Origin of the sequence: Bacteroides sp. Marseille-P8574 (genome assembly GCF_902825465.1) — a bacterium.
GTDB classification, from domain to species: domain Bacteria; phylum Bacteroidota; class Bacteroidia; order Bacteroidales; family Bacteroidaceae; genus Bacteroides; species Bacteroides uniformis.
In genome coordinates this window covers 1,269,154-1,286,592 of sequence record NZ_CADEBE010000001.1, presented here as the reverse complement: position 1 = coordinate 1,286,592, position 17,439 = coordinate 1,269,154, and the positions used below count along the sequence as shown (strand labels likewise).

Annotated in this window: 12 protein-coding genes; 9 read left to right on the top strand and 3 right to left on the bottom strand. The window is 47.5% G+C overall.

What is annotated here, in order from left to right; all coding sequences use genetic code 11:
- Nucleotides 1-39: 39 nt before the first annotated feature.
- The 5 genes from HUX74_RS05480 (at nt 40) to HUX74_RS05460 (ending at nt 8,243) form a co-directional block, all read left to right on the top strand.
- Nucleotides 40-1,323 (top strand): hypothetical protein, encoded by a 1,284-nt coding sequence (locus HUX74_RS05480; protein ID WP_254592832.1) that lies wholly within the window; start codon nt 40-42, stop codon nt 1,321-1,323.
- 329 nt (nt 1,324-1,652) lie between these two features.
- Entirely contained in the window at nt 1,653-4,610 is a 2,958-nt protein-coding gene (locus HUX74_RS05475) for a glycosyl hydrolase family 28-related protein (protein WP_371808674.1), read from the top strand.
- 725 nt (nt 4,611-5,335) lie between these two features.
- Nucleotides 5,336-6,400, top strand: coding sequence for a DUF1573 domain-containing protein (locus HUX74_RS05470; RefSeq protein ID WP_117599317.1), 1,065 nt, complete (start codon nt 5,336-5,338; stop codon nt 6,398-6,400).
- A gap of 130 nt (nt 6,401-6,530) precedes the next feature.
- A complete protein-coding gene (gene meaB / locus HUX74_RS05465; RefSeq protein ID WP_119961792.1) occupies nt 6,531-7,634 on the top strand; it encodes a methylmalonyl Co-A mutase-associated GTPase MeaB in 1,104 nt (367 codons plus the stop codon).
- A gap of 24 nt (nt 7,635-7,658) precedes the next feature.
- Nucleotides 7,659-8,243 carry a Crp/Fnr family transcriptional regulator gene (locus HUX74_RS05460; RefSeq protein WP_005824006.1) on the top strand — a complete coding sequence of 195 codons (585 nt, stop codon included), beginning with the start codon at nt 7,659-7,661 and terminating at the stop codon, nt 8,241-8,243.
- A gap of 16 nt (nt 8,244-8,259) precedes the next feature.
- Here the strand turns inward: HUX74_RS05460 and HUX74_RS05455 are convergent, their stop codons facing one another.
- Complete coding sequence (locus tag HUX74_RS05455; protein ID WP_119961793.1) at nt 8,260-9,171, bottom strand: DMT family transporter; 912 nt, start codon at nt 9,169-9,171, stop codon at nt 8,260-8,262.
- Nucleotides 9,172-9,310: 139 nt separating this feature from the next.
- Here HUX74_RS05455 and HUX74_RS05450 point away from each other — a divergent pair, with 139 nt between their 5' ends.
- The 4 genes from HUX74_RS05450 (at nt 9,311) to HUX74_RS05435 (ending at nt 13,232) form a co-directional block, all read left to right on the top strand.
- A complete protein-coding gene (locus tag HUX74_RS05450) occupies nt 9,311-10,141 on the top strand; it encodes an AAA family ATPase (RefSeq protein WP_119961794.1) in 831 nt (276 codons plus the stop codon).
- An 11-nt stretch (nt 10,142-10,152) separates the two neighbouring features.
- Entirely contained in the window at nt 10,153-11,166 is a 1,014-nt protein-coding gene (locus tag HUX74_RS05445) for a DUF4435 domain-containing protein (protein ID WP_119961795.1), read from the top strand.
- Nucleotides 11,167-11,193: 27 nt separating this feature from the next.
- Nucleotides 11,194-12,471, top strand: a complete 1,278-nt coding sequence (locus HUX74_RS05440) for a mechanosensitive ion channel family protein (RefSeq protein ID WP_165853602.1) — start codon at nt 11,194-11,196, stop codon at nt 12,469-12,471.
- Between the two features lie 335 nt (nt 12,472-12,806).
- Nucleotides 12,807-13,232, top strand: a complete 426-nt coding sequence (locus tag HUX74_RS05435) for a DNA-binding protein (RefSeq protein WP_087332919.1) — start codon at nt 12,807-12,809, stop codon at nt 13,230-13,232.
- Nucleotides 13,233-13,352: 120 nt separating this feature from the next.
- Here the strand turns inward: HUX74_RS05435 and HUX74_RS05430 are convergent, their stop codons facing one another.
- On the bottom strand, nt 13,353-14,525 hold the full coding sequence (locus HUX74_RS05430) for a hypothetical protein (protein WP_119961796.1): 1,173 nt from the start codon (nt 14,523-14,525) through the stop codon (nt 13,353-13,355).
- Between the two features lie 120 nt (nt 14,526-14,645).
- Complete coding sequence (locus HUX74_RS05425) at nt 14,646-17,351, bottom strand: TonB-dependent receptor (RefSeq protein WP_174646332.1); 2,706 nt, start codon at nt 17,349-17,351, stop codon at nt 14,646-14,648.
- Nucleotides 17,352-17,439: the final 88 nt, after the last annotated feature.

The window sequence follows — 17,439 nt, the reverse complement described above, 5'->3', positions numbered from 1 at the left end:
TGTATATAATATTATTTGCTTATTAAAAAGAAAAACGATATGAAAGCATTTTTATATGGTGTTATGTGTATGGCCGCATTAACGGCATGCAGTGGAACATCGAATAAGGATGGAGTTGCTGTGAAAGGATCAGCAATAGGTTGGAATGTATGCATAAATGGACGTACGACTTATATAAATGGTGTTGGTGGTACGAATCGGTTAGATATTGCATCTGCCAGTGGTGCAAATGCATTTCGGACATGGGGGGGAGATATTGAGTCTATTCAAAAGGATTTGGAATTGGCACGTAAGAATCACATGTATGTTATGCAGGGGATTAGTTTACCTAAAGATTCAACTAAATATTCTGATGCAGACTTTAGACAAAAGAAAATAGAGGAAGTGCGATTACTGGCACAGACTTTTAAGAATGATACTAGTATTTTTGCATGGGGTATCGGTAATGAAATAGAATTAGATAATGCTGCTAATACCCCTACTGCATGGGAATTTGTAGGTATTTTGGCAAAAGAGATAAAATCTATAGATTCCAGACATTTGGTCTCAACAGTGATATCTCATCATCCAGCAGCATTGGAATTAATAGCTCAATACGCTCCAAATCTAGATTTTATTGGAATTAATAGCTATGGTGATATTTTGAATGTGAAAAAGGTGTTTGCAGAATCATCTTATAAAGGTCCGTATCTGATTACAGAATGGGGACCTACAGGATGGTGGGAGACAAAATTGACAGATTGGAAGGCGCCTATTGAACAATCAAGTGAAGAAAAAAGAATTGTGTATGAAGAACGTTATAAGAATGCAATAGCTAGTGATCCTCGTTGTATGGGTTCATTTGTATTCTTGTGGGGACAGAAGGAGGAACGTACACCGACCTGGTTTTGTATGTTTGTAGAAGACGATGTGGAGGGACTTCCTTTGAAAGGTGAGAAGACTCCAATGGTAGAGGCTATGGAAAGGGTATGGACAAAAGCAGAACCGAAGCAGACAGCTCCTATTATTAAGAATATGACAATAAATGATATCTCATTTAATCCTTATGTAAAAGCTAATCAGCCTTTTGATGGGAAAGTGGATGTGTCGGATAGAGAAGGTGATAAGCTGACTTATGTATGGGAAGTATTGAAAGAGGCAACAATTACCGCTACGGGTGGTGCGTACGAGCCTCGTCCTGACAGAGTGGGAGAAGTTAAGGTTACTGATATCAACTTATTGCAGTTGTCTATGTCAGAGAAAGGTTATTATCGTTTATATGTATATGTATTGGATAATGCAGGTTTTGTGGCAACCGCAAATATTCCTTTTGCAGTTCGATAAGAAATTGTTTTTTAGGAATTTGACCTATTGATAGTAAGATTGGCTTGAGCAGAAAAGTGGCAATATATTAATATTTTTATGATGAATGGACTTATAAAAGATTCAAAAGTCCATTCATCATGTATATTAAGAGACACAGATACAATATTATATATTGGATGATGTCACTAGAGAATTTTTGAGAATAGTATATTGGGATAGTTTGAATATTGATATCTTTTCTCTTGAGATTATTTGTTTGAAATGGAAATAGTTTTGCACTGTACGAGTTATGGATAGTTATGAAAAAAATATTATTATTTAATATCTGTATGTTGGTGGTAACTGTTATGAAAGTTACTGCTATCGAAAGTAAATCTGTTTATGAATTATGTCCGAAGGATCCTGAGGCTGTATATTTTACTCCTGAAAATTATGGTATTAAATCTGATGGTAGCATGGATGTGAGTGATGCTTTGCAGAATGCTATAAATGAGGTGAAAAAGAAATATAATTTTGGAATTGTATTTCTTCCTGAGGGTAAGTATAAGATAACAAAGACAGTCTATATCCCAAAGGCAGTTCGTCTGATTGGGTATGGTAAGAAGCGACCTATTGTTTTTCTGGCAAAGAATTCTCCAGGCTATCAGCAGGAGGTGATTGATGATAAAGGAAAGGCTCGTTATATGTTCTGGTTTACCGACAATTTAGTTAATGAGAGTGAAAAGCCTCGTGATGCCGGTGCCGGTACCTTCTACAGTGCTATATCTAATATAGATTTGCGTATAGAGGATGGCAACCCGCATGCAGTGGCTTTGCGCACTCATTTCGCCCAGCATAGTTTTGTTTCTCATGTTGACATATATATTGGTAAGGGAAAGGCCGGTCTGTTTGATGTAGGTAATGAGATGGAGGATGTTCGATTCTTTGGAGGTGAGTATGGTATTTATACAACCAAGACATCGCCAAGCTGGCAGATGATGATATTGAATACGTATTTTGAGGGACAGCGTAAAGCCGCTATCCGTACACAAGAGGGCGGTCTGACAATTGTACGCCTGCAAGTTCGTAATGTGCCTACTGTGATTGAGGTTAATCCTAGTCGTTCTGATAAGATTTATATGGAGGATTGTGTGTTTGATAAGGTGAAGAAGGCTGCCATTGTGTTGGGTAATGAAGGATTGAGCCCTAATCAGCTTAGCATGCGCAATATTGTATGTAATAGGGTGCCTATATTTGTATCTTATAGAGAATCAGGTAATCAAGTTGCTGGTAAATCCGATATTTATTCTGTAAAGGATTTCTCTTACGGTATTCATGTGGCTGATATGGCTTCACTTCCCAAGTATGAGATTGTAGTTGAGATGGAGGCTTTAACCAAAATGCCTGCTCCTTTTAAGGATGATATTAAATCAATGCCACCGATGAAAGAGTGGGTGAATATAAGAGATTTGGGAGCTAAAGGCGACGGAGTGACCGATGATACGGATGTTTTTCAGAAAGCGATAAAACAATATCGGGTTATCTATGTTCCTCAGGGATGGTATATCGTATCAGAAAGTATTGTATTGAAGCCTAGTACGAAATTAATAGGTTTAAATCCTATATCGACTCAATTGAAATTGAAAGAGAGTACTCCAGCCTTTAGTGGTTTTGGAGCGCCTATTCCTTTATTGGAAACTCCTCAGGGAGGAGATAATATTGTTTCAGGAATTGGTCTGAATACAGGAGCATATAATTATCGGGCAGTAGGATGTAAGTGGATGGCCGGACAAGACTCGTATATGAATGATGTGAAGTTTCTTGGAGTACATGGAACGATGGAGAAGGGTACTATCTCATCTCAGAAAAAGCAATATTCACAGCCACAGATTAGTACGCCAGAAGTACCAGTTGTCTATTCCGGGATGGATAAGGCCTGGGATAATCAGCATTGGAGTTTGTGGATAACAAATGGAGGTGGTGGAGTATTTAAGGATATCTGGAGTGCCAGTACTTATGCTACCAATGGCTTGTATGTCAGTAATACACAGACTCCGGGACGTATTTATGCGATGTCTGTCGAACATCATGTACGGAATGAAGTACATTTTAAGAATGTTTCCAATTGGCAGGTTTATGCTCTTCAGTTGGAGGAGGAGTCCCGTGAGAGTCTTGATTGCCAGCAGATTGAGTTGCAGAACTGTTCTGATATTTTATTCGCTAATCTGTATCTTTTTCGGGTTATTCGAATCAATACTCCTTTTCCTTATGCCGTGCGTATCTGGAATTGTAGAGATATTGAGTTCTATAATGTACACAACTTTACTCAGATGCGTTTTACGACGGATTTGTTATGTTATGATATGAACACAGGGCAGGATGTGCGTCCTTGGGAACTTACACGGTTGACAATTACAGGTGATGAACCTCGTCGGACTTCTTTGCATACTTGTCCGGGTGAAATAGAGAAACTGGCTACAGGATTTGAGTATGTCGAAGGTATGGCTCGTGACAGCAAGGGAAATATATATTTTAGCGAACAGCGTATGAGGCGTATTTATAAATGGGATGTAGACACAGAACGGCTTTCATTGGTTGCAGATTTTCCGTGGCAACCGCTATCGTTGGCATGTGATACACAGGATAATTTGTTGGTCTTTTTTAAATATATCCCACAGCCCGGCTATCTGATAAATGGACAGCAGGAGACAGTAGCAGAGTTGCCTGATGCCGCCAATACAACCTTTAGTCATTGGGGAAATTCAGGTTTTGCTACTTGGGTTTATACTATAGATACGCAGAAACCTGAAGAAACGATACGCTTGTTGGAACGGAAACCGATAAGTGAGTTGAAGGAGGTGACTAAAGCCATTTATCCGTCGCACAGATGGCGGGATCTGCATGATTTTGACGAGATATCGTTGTGGAGACCGGAATATTGTTTTGTGGCACCTGATGAAGAGACTGTTGTTCCGGAATATTATGACTTTGCACGCTCTTCATCGGTGCAGACTGCTATTCCCGGACAACCACTCTATGCGTCGGATGAATATAATCACAGATTGGTGAGGATGGATGTAAATGCAGATGGCAGTACCTCTAATCTGACACATTTTGCCAATGTGGGAGAGTTCGGTATTGCTGTTGATAGGAATGCTCGGGTATATGTGGCAGATGGATATATTTATGTATATACCAAAACTGGCGAGTTAGAAAAAATAATAGATGTTCCTGAGAGGCCTACTTCGTTGGTTGTGGGTGGAAAAGAGGATAATATACTGTTTATTACGGCTCGTTCCTCTTTGTATAGGTATGTTATTCAATGACGAAGTTGAATGATTGTATTCTCATTGATAACTGAATTTACGATGTAGCTTCATGGAAGTTTAAAGTTTCTCACCTTCAATAAAATAGGTGGGAAATAGCAGCCAATTCATTATGGTGACTATTTACGACAATACCCTAACTAATTTTGCTAATAATACCGTTCAGGACAAAAGTCTTGGGCGGTATTTTTCTATTTGCAGATAGTTGTTTGGAGCAACCGGATTTCTACCAAAGTTATATATACCAAACATAGTAAAGTTTGGTAATATGAATATTGGTAATTTTAATTCCTTATATGGCCTTTTGGGAGTATTTCCTACGGAGGGAAGCCATATCAAGTATCTGGAACAGTAAGGCTGGGTAGACGGTGTTCCTGTTTTTTCCTATGCCCCTACGTCCAAAGTATATACTCGTGGCGATATAATGTACCGTTGTAAGAATACGAACAAGAACTCCAACGTCAGAATAGGAACGATGTTTGAAGGCTCTAAATTACCATTGATAAAAAACTGTGCATTCATAAGGCGGTTTTTTAGATTCGTTCTTTTTCACATTCTTAAATTCCGTTCTTTTAAAGCACCCAGTAACGAATTTGATTAATTCATAGACCTCTGAGAATATATCAGAATAAAACTTTTCATTCTCGAACAAAACTCCTATTTTTGTCCGATAAATATTGAATGAGAGTGGCAGAATTAGGAAACCTTGATATTAAGAAAAATAGATGAAGCGGATATTGATAACTTTATATGTGCTTGCAAGTGTGGTATTGACTGCCGTAGCGCAAGCTCGTTTTACCTCGAATACAGAGATGTACAGTTTCGGCCAGATAGAATGGAAGCATCCCGTGACTGTGCAATATACCATCACCAATACGGGTGACCGGCCTTTAGTGCTTACAGAAGTAGAGCCGGATTGCGCCTGCTCCGTAGCCCAGTGGACAAAAACGCCTATTGCTCCGGGGGCAAAAGGAACGGTGAATGTGACTTTTGACGCCAAGGCATTGGGGCATTTCCAGAAATCCGTGGCTATTTACAGCAATGCGCAACCCAATCTGGTCTATTTGAAGTTCAATGGTGAAGTAGTACAGGAAATCAAGGACTTTACCAAGACGCACCCTTATCTTATCGGCCAGATACGTATTGACAAGAACAGCCTCGACTTTCCCGATATTCAGCATGGTGAGCAGCCGGTGATTCATATCGGCGTGGTCAATCTTTCCGACCGTCCTTATGAACCGGTACTGATGCATCTACCCCCTTATTTGCAGACAAAAGTAGAACCTAATGTATTGCAAAAGGGAGAAAAAGGAGTGATTACACTTACATTGAATTCGGAAAGACTGACTGACCTCGGACTGACTCAAGCGTCGGTCTATCTTTCTCGTTTCTCCGGTGACAAGGTGGGCGATGAAAACGAAATTCCCGTTTCTGCCATTCTTTTACCGGATTTCTCCGGAATGACGGAAGTGGAGAAGGAAAATGCTCCTGCCATCCACCTTTCTACTAAAGAAGTTGATATGAGTGCGATATTGGCCAAGAAGTCAAAAGCACGTCAAGATATTACCATTACCAATACCGGGCGTTCTCCTTTACAGATAAACAAGCTCCAGGTATTCCACCCGGCAGTGGGAGTTAACCTCAAGAAGAGCGTATTGCAACCCGGCGAAAGCACCCGCCTGCGGGTAACGGTAGTGAAGAAGAATATAGGCAAGAAGCGTCGTCATCTGCGTCTGCTGATGATTACCAATGACCCGATGCAGCCGAAAGTTGAAATCAACATCAAGTAATGTTCTAATGTGAGGAATGTGCCAATATGCTAATGGAGATAGTAGAGATTGTCATAAAAGCCTATTAATATATTCAGCACATTCCTCATATTAGCACATTAGCATATTAACCATATTAGCACATTAAACCATGGAACATCCCGAAAATAATGAAGCATATAAAGGCTTGGTTGTCAATGCAGGCATTGAGCAACCTTCATCGGTCAATCCTTACTTGAAGAACCGTCCCAGGCGGAAGAAACGCGAGCTTTCTGTATCAGACTATGTGGAGGGCATAGTGAAAGGTGATGTTACGGTACTCAGCCAGGCTGTGACGCTGGTGGAAAGTGTGAAACCGGAGCACCAGACTGTGGCGCAGGAGGTGATAGAGAAGTGTTTGCCCTATTCAGGTAACTCTGTTCGTGTGGGCATCAGTGGTGTGCCCGGTGCTGGTAAAAGTACCTCTATTGATGTATTTGGCTTGCATGTACTGGAGGAACACGGAGGCAAGTTGGCCGTTCTTGCCATTGACCCGAGCAGCGAACGCAGCAAAGGCAGTATTCTCGGTGATAAGACGCGTATGGAGAAGCTCTCCGTTCATCCCAAGTCCTTCATACGTCCCAGTCCCTCTGCCGGTTCGTTGGGTGGTGTGGCACGCAAGACGCGTGAGACGATTGTGCTTTGTGAGGCTGCCGGTTTCGACAAGATATTTGTAGAGACGGTAGGGGTGGGGCAGAGTGAGACTGCCGTACATTCCATGGTAGACTTCTTCCTGCTGATACAGCTGGCGGGTACGGGCGATGAGTTGCAAGGTATCAAACGCGGCATCATGGAAATGGCCGATGGCATTGTCATTAATAAGGCTGATGGCGACAATCTGGAGCGGGCCAGGCTGGCAGCAACGCAGTTCCGTAATGCGCTGCACCTCTTCCCGGCTCCGGAGAGCGGTTGGACACCCCAAGTGCTGACTTATTCCGGGTTCTATAATCTTGGTGTAAAAGAAGTGTGGGATATGGTCTACAAATACATTGATTTTGTGAAAGACAACGGCTACTTTGAATACCGCCGCAACGAGCAAAGCAAATACTGGATGTACGAGACCATTAACGAACAGCTGCGTGACAGCTTCTACCACAATCCGCAGATTGAAGCGATGCTGACTGGCAAGGAAAACCAAGTGCTACAAGGCAACTTGACTTCTTTTGTGGCTGCCAAGAACTTGCTGGACACCTATTTTGCAGAACTGAAGAAATAAGGGCATATCCCTTTCTCTATATCGATGACTAAGGAAAACAACATGGAAGTGGCGCGGCGGTTTACCCGCCGCCTTCATGAACTCCCTTCTGAGGAGCTGGAGCTCATTGCCGGTTTGTTTGTACGCCGTGAGGTGCACAAAGGAGAACTGTTGATTAGTGAGAAAGATATAGCCAGGGATATTGTTTTCGTAGAGAAAGGACTGCTTCGCCAGTTCTATTTCAAAGAAGGCCGGGACATTACAGAGAACTTTGCCTGCGATGGTGACGGCGCCATGTGTATCGTCAGCCTTTTCACCGGACGCCGTAATTGCCTTCAGTTGGAATCCCTGGAGGAAGGCGTCATCTGGAGCATTTCGTATGCAGGACTGGTCGAACTCTCTGAGCGCTATCTGCATATAGCCCGTCTGCTTCGTCATTTGTTGGAGGGGTCTTTAATGCTTTCCCAATATAAGGCAGACTCTTGGCGTTTCGAAACCTCACGCGAACGGTATGCGCGTTTCGTCAGGGATTATCCGGAGATAGCCCGGCGTGCCTCAGTCAACCACATAGCATCTTATCTGTTAATGACTCCCGAATCTCTGAGCCGGGTACGTGCCGGTGTGCTGTGACGGCGGAATGGCTGTCCTATACGGCTTTCCCTTCTTTCTCAAAGTCCTTGCGTGACTTGCTTTGTGTCACGATGTACACTCCCAGGAATACCAGGGCTATGGCTATCCCCTTTTCCAAATTGAACACTCCCAAGCCTAAGATGATGGCAACGGTTGAGGCCACGATGGGCTGCATGTAGTTGTACATGCTCACCACAGTGGGGCGCAACAGTCTCTGCGCACTCATTATGAAGATATAGGCAAGGAAGCTTCCACCCACAACCACATATCCCGCTTGCAGCAGGGCGGCTGTGGAGATGCTGCTCCACTGTATGGAAGCCACGTCGTGGTAAGAGAACGGGATGTAGCACATGGAGGCATAGACAAACATCCATTTGTTCAGGGTGATGGGAGAGTATTTCTGCGACAACCCCTTGAATACGGTCAGATAAATGGAGAAGCTGATTTGGGCGAGCAGGCAGAGAAGGTCTCCGATAAGGTTGCCATTGCCGGCACCGGTGGTCTGGCTGCTCATGATGAGTATAAATGCTCCCATAGCCCCTACAAAGATACCCAGCACTTTCTTGTTGGTGACCGGTTCTTTCAGATAGATTGCAGCCACTATCATGGTGACGATAGGCAGCGTGGTTGTAACGATGGAGGCGTCTATGGGCGAAGTCATGGAGAGGCCGAAGATATAGACACCCTGATTGAATACCAGGGCGAAGAGTGCGGCGAAGAATATCTTCAGCATGTCCCGGTGGTCCACCTGTTCGCGTTTGCAGAACAAGGAAAGGAGCCAGAAGCAGGCGGCTGCGCCTACCATGCGGAATGTGGTTACTGACAACGCGGAAAACTCCACCAGAGCCGACTTGCCTATAGGTGCCATCAAGCCCCATAAGATATTTGCGGTAAGGGCGAACAGATGCCCTTGAATGTTCTTGTTCATACTCTTTTGTTTTTTGCGGGTGCAAAAGAACAACTATTTTCTGAAAAGAGAAAATCTTTCATTATATGATTTTTCTGGTTCGTGGGCGTAGAAATAAGAGATTATCGTGTATATTTGCTTTTAATTAAAGCAAGAAACCATGGAAGTACAAGCCAATTACATCAAGCGTATCGAAATACACGAATTGTGGCATCGGTACGATATTGCCTGGGACCTGCGTCCTGACGTCAATATACTTTCCGGCATCAACGGAGTGGGGAAGACCACTATCCTGAACCGTTCGGTCAACTATCTGGAACAGACATCGGGTGAAGTGAAGAGTGACGAGAAGAACGGCGTACACGTCTACTTCGACAACCCCGCAGCCACCTTTATCCCTTATGATGTAATCCGTAGTTACGACCGCCCCCTTATCATGGGCGACTTTACGGCACGCATGGCCGATGCCAACGTGAAGTCGGAACTGGACTGGCAGCTCTATCTGCTCCAGCGCCGTTATCTGGACTACCAAGTGAACATCGGCAATAAGATGATAGAGCTGCTCAGTGGTGATGAAGAGCAGCGCAGCCTAGCTCCCTCCCTTTCCCTCCCGAAGCGGAAGTTCCAGGATATGATTGACGAGCTTTTTAGCTATACCCATAAGACGATAGACCGCAAAAGCAACGACATCGTTTTCTATCAGAACGGCGAGCGCCTATTGCCTTACAAATTGTCTTCGGGCGAGAAGCAGATGCTCGTCATCCTGCTGACCGTGTTGGTGCGTGACGATGACCACTGCGTACTCTTCATGGATGAGCCGGAAGCCTCCCTGCACATCGAATGGCAGCAGAAGCTCATCGGCATGATACGCAACCTGAATCCCAATGTGCAGCTTATTCTCACCACCCATTCGCCTGCCGTCATCATGGAAGGCTGGCTGGATGCCGTGACCGAAGTGAGCGAGATTTCATCCCTAATCCCTAATCCTTAATCCCTGGATGCGTGGCTACTTCCCTAAGACATAACCTTACTTCCTCCTATCTGGATGCCGCCCGCAAGTTGTCTCCCAAGAGGGCACGCAGGCGCATAGTGGCGTATGTGGAAAGCTATGATGACATCGCTTTCTGGCGGACGCTGTTGTCCGAGTTCGAGAACGAGGAACGTTATTTTCAAGTGATGCTTCCCTCGGCCACCTCTCTGGCAAAGGGCAAGAAAATGGTACTGATGAACACGCTGAATACGGCAGAGCTGGGCCGCAGCCTGATAGCTTGTGTAGACAGCGACTACGACTTCCTGCTGCAAGGTGCCACCAAGGTGTCGCATAAGATAAACAAGAATCCCTATATCTTTCAGACTTATGGCTATGCCATCGAGAACTTCCACTGCTTTGCCGACAGTCTGCATGAAGTCTGTGTGCAGGCCACGCTGAACGACCGGCATATCCTGGACTTCCCTGCTTTTCTGAAGCGTTATTCTCAGATTGCCTATCCGCTGTTTCTGTGGAATGTCTGGTTCTACCGCCAGCACGACACACACACTTTCCCGATGTACGACTTCAACGCCTGCGTGCGTTTGCAGGAGATAAGCCTGCGTCATCCTTACCGTAGTCTGGACGAGATGCAAAAGACGGTGTCGGCAAAGCTGTCCGAACTGCAAGCCCGTTTCCCCCACTACATCGACCGGGTGGAACAGCTGGGCACGGAGTTGGAACGTTTGGGACTGACTCCGGACAATACCTATCTTTATATCCAGGGACACCATATCATGGATTGTGTAGTGCTGAAAATCCTTATCCCGGTATGTACCGTCTTGCGTCGCGAGCGCGAGCAGGAGATAAAGCGCCTGGCAGAGCATAACGAACAGTTCCGCAACGAACTGACGGGGTATGAGAACAGTCAGGTCAATGTATCCGTGATGCTGAAAAAAAACAGCGGCTACAAGAACCTTTATCTTTATCAGTGGTTGAAAGAAGATATCATGGAGTTCCTTGAGCGGGAGGAGCAGTCGCGTAGATAAGATTGCCGTTATGATAAACATATGATTATGGAGATATTGAAGAAGATAGACGACCTTTTAATCGGGTGGGGCATATCCCCTTCCCGTGCCGACATGTTCGACCAGTTCATAGCCTTCGCACTGATACTTGCCGTTGCTTTTCTGGCGGATGCCCTATGCCGGAAAATTCTGCTGAAAGTAGTGGCACAACTGGTGAAGAAGACCAAAGCTACATGGGACGACATCGTATTCGACCGCAAAGTGATGGTGCACCTCAGCCGCATGGTGGCTCCCGTCATCATCTATCTGTTTGTCCCATTGGCATTTGTCGAAGTCGGTTCATCGGCAATGGATTTTATCCGGCGTATCTGCCTTATTTACATTATCATTACTTTCCTGAGCTTCGTCAACTCCTTCCTGAAAGCCGTTTATAGCGTATACAGCGAGAGGGAGCAGTTCCGCGACCGCCCTTTAAAGGGGATGTTGCAGACCATGCAGGTCATTCTGTGGCTGGTGGGTGGCATTGTGGTTGTGGGTGAGCTGATAGGCCGCGACCCGCTTTCGCTGCTTGCCGGATTGGGTGCTTCGGCAGCCATCCTGATGCTGGTGTTCAAGGATTCCATTATGGGCTTTGTCTCCGGGGTGCAGCTTTCGGCGAACGACATGCTGAAGGTGGGCGATTGGATTGCCATGCCCAAGTATGGCGCCGACGGCACGGTGATAGAAGTGACACTGAACACCGTAAAAGTGCGCAACTGGGACAATACCATTACCACCATCCCTCCTTACCTGCTTGTCAGCGACTCCTTCCAGAACTGGCGCGGCATGCGCGAGAGCGGTGGGCGGCGAGTGAAGCGCAGCATCAATATCGACATGACCAGCGTCCGTTTCTGCACCCCGGAGATGCTGGCAAAATATCGCAAGATACAACTGCTGAAAGATTATGTGGAGCAGACGGAGGAAGTGATTGAAAAGTACAATGCAGAAAACGGCATCGATAACTCCATCCTCGTCAACGGACGCCGCCAGACCAATCTGGGTGTGTTCCGGGCGTATCTGACGGCTTATTTGAAAAGTCTTCCCGATGTAAATCAGGAACTGACCTGCATGGTGCGCCAACTCCAGCCTACCGACCGCGGTATCCCGATAGAGCTTTATTTCTTCTGTGCGCTGAAGGATTGGGTGCCCTATGAAGGGGTGCAGGCGGATGTGTTCGACCATGTGCTGGCAATTATCCCCGAATTCGATTTGCAGGTATTCCAGTCTCCGTCCGGCAGAGATTTCCAGCGGATACTGCCTGTTGCTTCCGAAGAAAAAGGAGCTTGATTCCGACCATCAAAAAGACCTATATCTATTGTATTTCTCATAGGGAGTCATTACCTTTGAACCCTATACTGAAAGGTCAGAACATCCCTATCTTTTCTCCCAAAACATCCCCATGTTTTGGGGTATTACATCCGGGTGTTTTGGGTGAAAACATCCCCATGTTTTGGGGCAATACATCCGGGTGTTTTAGGTATTCAGTTATATAGTGAAAGGTATTCGGTCACGGAGTCTTTACCGTAAGGTATAGGCTTTGTGCGCGTAGGCTGTAGATGTGTTTCACGCCGGGTGGGAATATCTTTCGTTTTTTTGCTAACCTAATTAAAAGAAAGATTGGTATGTCAATGAATTATGTGGTCCGCAAGAAGGTGGACAAGAGTGGAGACAAGGAAGTGGTGCGCTACTATGCGGCATCAAAAGTGCTTCAGCCTGAACCGGTGAGCAACGATGAACTTGCCAAGAGACTGGCTTTTGTCAGCTCCCTGCAGGTGGGCGATGCCCAGTCCGTGCTGGTGCAACTGCCGGATATTATAGCGGACTATCTGGCCAGTGGACGCACGGTGAACATCAAGGGACTTGGAAATTTTTTCCCCTCCATCACCAGCGAACCGGTGGAACGGATAGAGGACTGCACGGCAGATAAAGTGCGCATTTCGCGTATCTGCTTCAGGGCGGCAGGCAGTTTCATGCAGCGCGTTTGCCGTCGTCTGGACTTGTTCAGCTTTCAGGTTCAAGAATTGAAGAAGGAGCTGAAGAAGAAGTAAACGGTATTTTTAGTTTCTTTCTTGAAACAGCACGTACCCCTTGAAGCAGGAAAGGCATTCGAGGGGCACGCTGTTGAAGAAGTTGTGTGTTTTTTTATAGTCTTGCGAGTGCTTCTTTTTTTACTTCACCCAGCTTCCGTTCATCCAGCTGCATTCTTTCCTGATGTCCTCGAAAGAGCTGTAGCTCAGGTTGGCGTTCACCTTGTTGCTTGTCACGGCGATGAAGTCGGCATGGGTGTAGATGCCTTCTTTGCTGCTCAGCTCGGCGGTGAGGGTGATGTTGGTCAGCTTGGAAGTGCCGTTCTTTAGGGCGTTTTCGGTAAGGGCGGTTTCCACGGTCAGGGGTTGGCCTTTGCCGCAGATCTTGGCGTTGTCTATTTCCACTTCCGTGCCGGCACGCAGACGGATGCCTTGCTTGCTGCCGCCGTTGCCGACGAGGATGAGGTTCTTCAATACGGGGTGGGCAACGGGAGTGGCGGCGTTGTTGCTGCCGTTGTTGTCGCACTCCATCAGGCAGTCGCAGTCGTAGCCCAGTGTGGATTCGGCTTCTTGGTAAGCCACGAGGTTGGTGCCTTTGCCGTTCCAGCCTTCGGTCCAGTCGAAGGAGTCGTCGCTACAGCTTACGGCTACGAGGTTGCTCACGTTTACCGAGCCGCCGAAGAACTCAAAGCCGTCGTCGGAACCTTTGTAGGCTTGGCAGTGGTCCACGATGGTACCGTTGCCTACGCCGTAGAAAGAGATACCGTTGGCTTCATGCTCTTCATCGAAGGCAAAGCCGGTGTATTCCAGACGAATGTATTGCAGCGTGCCCGAGTTGTCGGCATCATCGTTGCCGCCGTAAACGGCGCCACCTATTTCAGAACTTCCCTTGCCGCCTTCGGCATTGGTGTGGGCGCGTCCGCAGATGTGGATGCCTCCCCATGCGCCCGGTTCTTCTTTTTCGCTGGTCATTACGATGGGTTTGTCCGGCGTGCCTACGGCGTTGATTTTACCGCCCTGTTTCACGAGGATGTAGTCTGCGATGTCATCGTAGACGGCGATAATCTTCACGCCTTCCTCTATGTGGAGCGTGGCGCCTTCTTCTACGATGTATTCGCCGCTCAGCTTGTAGGTGTTTCCGGCAGCCAGGGTCACGTCGGAGGTGATGGTACCTTTCAGTATCGTACCGTTTTCGATTTCATTGCCGTTTCCGTTGCCGTCATTGTCGTTGTTGTCGTCGCTGCTGCAAGCGGTGAGGATAGACATTCCGGCTACAAAGGCCAGAGAGTAGAATTTCCATTTCATTGTTTTCATAATTCAATTGTTTTAGTTGTTATATCCAATTCATCTGTCTGTCATTCAGATTGATTCTCTTAAATCAGCTTGTTTGTCAAAGAGTGTTCTCCGTTCCCTTCAGGGGGAGGGTGGTAGACTTTATAGGTTATAGCTTATTCCCACCTCAAAGTTCGTTCCCTTGCGGTAGCGTTCCACTTCCATCTCCTGCCCCGTGGTGGGCACATCTTGCTTGAAGATGACATCGCGGTTCAGCAGGTCGTTCACTTGCAGCTTCAGGTTGAAGTGTTTGTTCAGGCTATATCCGGCGCTGAAGTTCAACGTGTGCAGCGTCTGTTGCCTGACATCGCCCAGACCCGACACGCCTACTGCATGGATGCGGCTGCCTTGCAGGTTGTAGAGCAGGGCGAGGTTGAGTTGCCTGTCTTCACCGAAGCGTGTCGAGTAGGTGAGGTCGGCATTGGCAAGGATGGGCGATGCACCTTGCAGCGAACGTTCCTTGTTGGTGTAGGCACCGCCTTGGGGCAGCTTCACGTTGGTGTACATGTAGCTGATGTTGGCACCCAGGTGCAGGTCTTTGACGAGCCGTTTGCGCATCTCCAGCTCCACGCCGGCAGCCATGCCGTTGTCGGCATTCTTGAAACTGTGCAGCGTGGCGCCGCCTTGCAGGTCTTGGATGCGTTCGATGGGGCTGTCGAGGTATTTGAAGTAGCCTGTCACGGAGAGCATGTCGCCGTCCTTGCCGAAGCGTTCGTAACGTAGGTCGAAGTTGTAGTTGTAACCGTTCTGCAACTCTTCGTTACCGCGGATTTGTGCCGAACCGTAGGACTCTTGGTAGAGGAAGGGTGCCATCTCGATGAACGAGGGGCGGGTGACGGTGCGCGAGGCAGAGAAGCGGATGCTGTTGGCGGGGTTCACCGCATATTTCAGGTTCAGGGCGGGGAAGAGGTCGTTCTTGTCTAAATTGCGTCGACGGGAGTACCAGTCGCCGCCGTCGCTGGCGTAGCGCACCCATTGCTTGCTCATTTCGTAGCGCAGGCCGAGGTTCACCAAGAGGGCTTCGGTGGGATAGAAATCGGTCAGCAGGTAGGTGGAGTAGATTTCGTTTCCGGCACGGTAGCTGTCTTTGGGCTGCATCACACGCTGTACCACGATTTGTCCGTCGGCAATGTTCTGCTGGTTGAGGAAGCCGTCGGTGTTGTAGATGTCGGTGATGACGGGGTTCAGTTTGTTCAGGTTGTAGTAGAAGCGGGTAGCGCTATAGTCGCGGTTCTTGTCCTTGTAGTTGAAGCCGAGCTTGAGGTGGCTGGTGTCGTTCCACTTCCAGCGCATGGCGAGGTTGGCGTTCCACTCTTCTTCGTCCAGGCTGCCGAAGTAGCGCATGGTCTCTTGGCGGTTCAGCTTGAAGAGCCTGAGGCTGCCGTCGTTGTCCCTGACGTACATCACTTGGCGGCGGTCGGGCTCTTCACTGCCGGTCTTGCTGTACGAGCCTCCCCAAGTCAGTTGCCACCTGTCGCTCTCGCCGAAGTTATGGATTCCGTTCAGTTGATGGTTTTGCAGGGTGTATATGTGCATGATGTTGTTGCTGCCGGTCAGCTCGTGTCCTTCGGCATCAGTACCTTCGCGGCGCTGGTAGGTGTCGATGGCGTTGCGGGCGTAGAAGAAAGTGTAGCCTATGCGGTCGCTCCGGCGCAGGGTATAGCCCAGGTAGCCGAGGGCGGCGAGCTTCAGTTCCTGCGCAAAGCTGTCGTAGGAGAAGTCGTCCTGCACGGTGCCGGTGGCTTCGAGTGTCTTGTAGAAGGCATCTTCCATGTTCTGGTAGCCGTTGCTGGCGCTGAAGGAGGCAAGCAGGCTGAGTGTCTGGTTGCCTATACCGAAGTTCTTGCCGAAACCGAGGTTTCCGCCCAGTTCGGGCAACGAACTCTTCTTGCTGGCGGCAAAGGAGGTATCGAAGATATTGTGGGTCTTCACGTATTTGTCAAACTCCATCAAGGGCATGTCGAGGGCGGCCGCGTCTACGCCGGGTGTCTTCAGGAGCGAGCCGCTGCGGTCCATCTGATAGCGGTCTTTGCCTAAGGTGTTGAACTTCCCACCCGTGTTGAGGCTCAGTTGGAAGAAATCTTCCGGTATGTTTTCTTTGGTGCTGATGTTGATGTGCGCACCGCTGTAGTCGGCAAAGGCGGCTGCGTCATACACTTTACTGACAGTGATGTTCTGTACGGTGGACGAGGGGAACAGGTCGAGTGGCACCAGCTTGTTGTCCGGGTTGGGCGAGGCGATGGGCAGTCCGTTCAGCGTGGTGGTGCTGTAGCGGTCACCCAGTCCGCGGACGATAAGCTGTCCGGCGCTGGCGATGGAGATACCCGTTATTTTCTTTACTCCTTCTTCCACATTGCCGATACCTTTGAGGGACATCTCTTTGGAACCGAGGTTTTCGATGGCGAGGGTCGCTTTTTGCCGTTCCATTTGCAAGGCGCGTTCGCCTTCGAGGTTCTTCTTGGCGGTAACCTGCACTTCGCCTAGGGTTTGCGTGTCCGGCTCCATGTCGAAGTTAAGCACGGTTTCACCCTTTATCTCTACGGCTTTTATCGTCATGTCTTTGTAGCCGATGTAACGGACGGTGAGGGTATAGGTCCCGTTTTTCAGCTCCAGTGTATAGTTACCATCCAAATCGGCGACGGCGCCTTGTACCGTTCCGCTCACTTGCACGGTGGCTCCCGTCAGCGGTTCTTTGGTTTGTCGGTCGGTGATTGTCCCTTTGATGGTTCCCGCCGTGGCAGCCATGACGGAAAGTGTGAGGAATAAAATAAGGAAGAAAATCTTTCCCAAGTCTAATTTCATGCTCATCTCTTTTCTTTGTACGTTTTTTTAATCCGCTGCAAAGATGAGGCAATGACGTTACACCGGTGATACATGGAACATACGTTTCATTTTC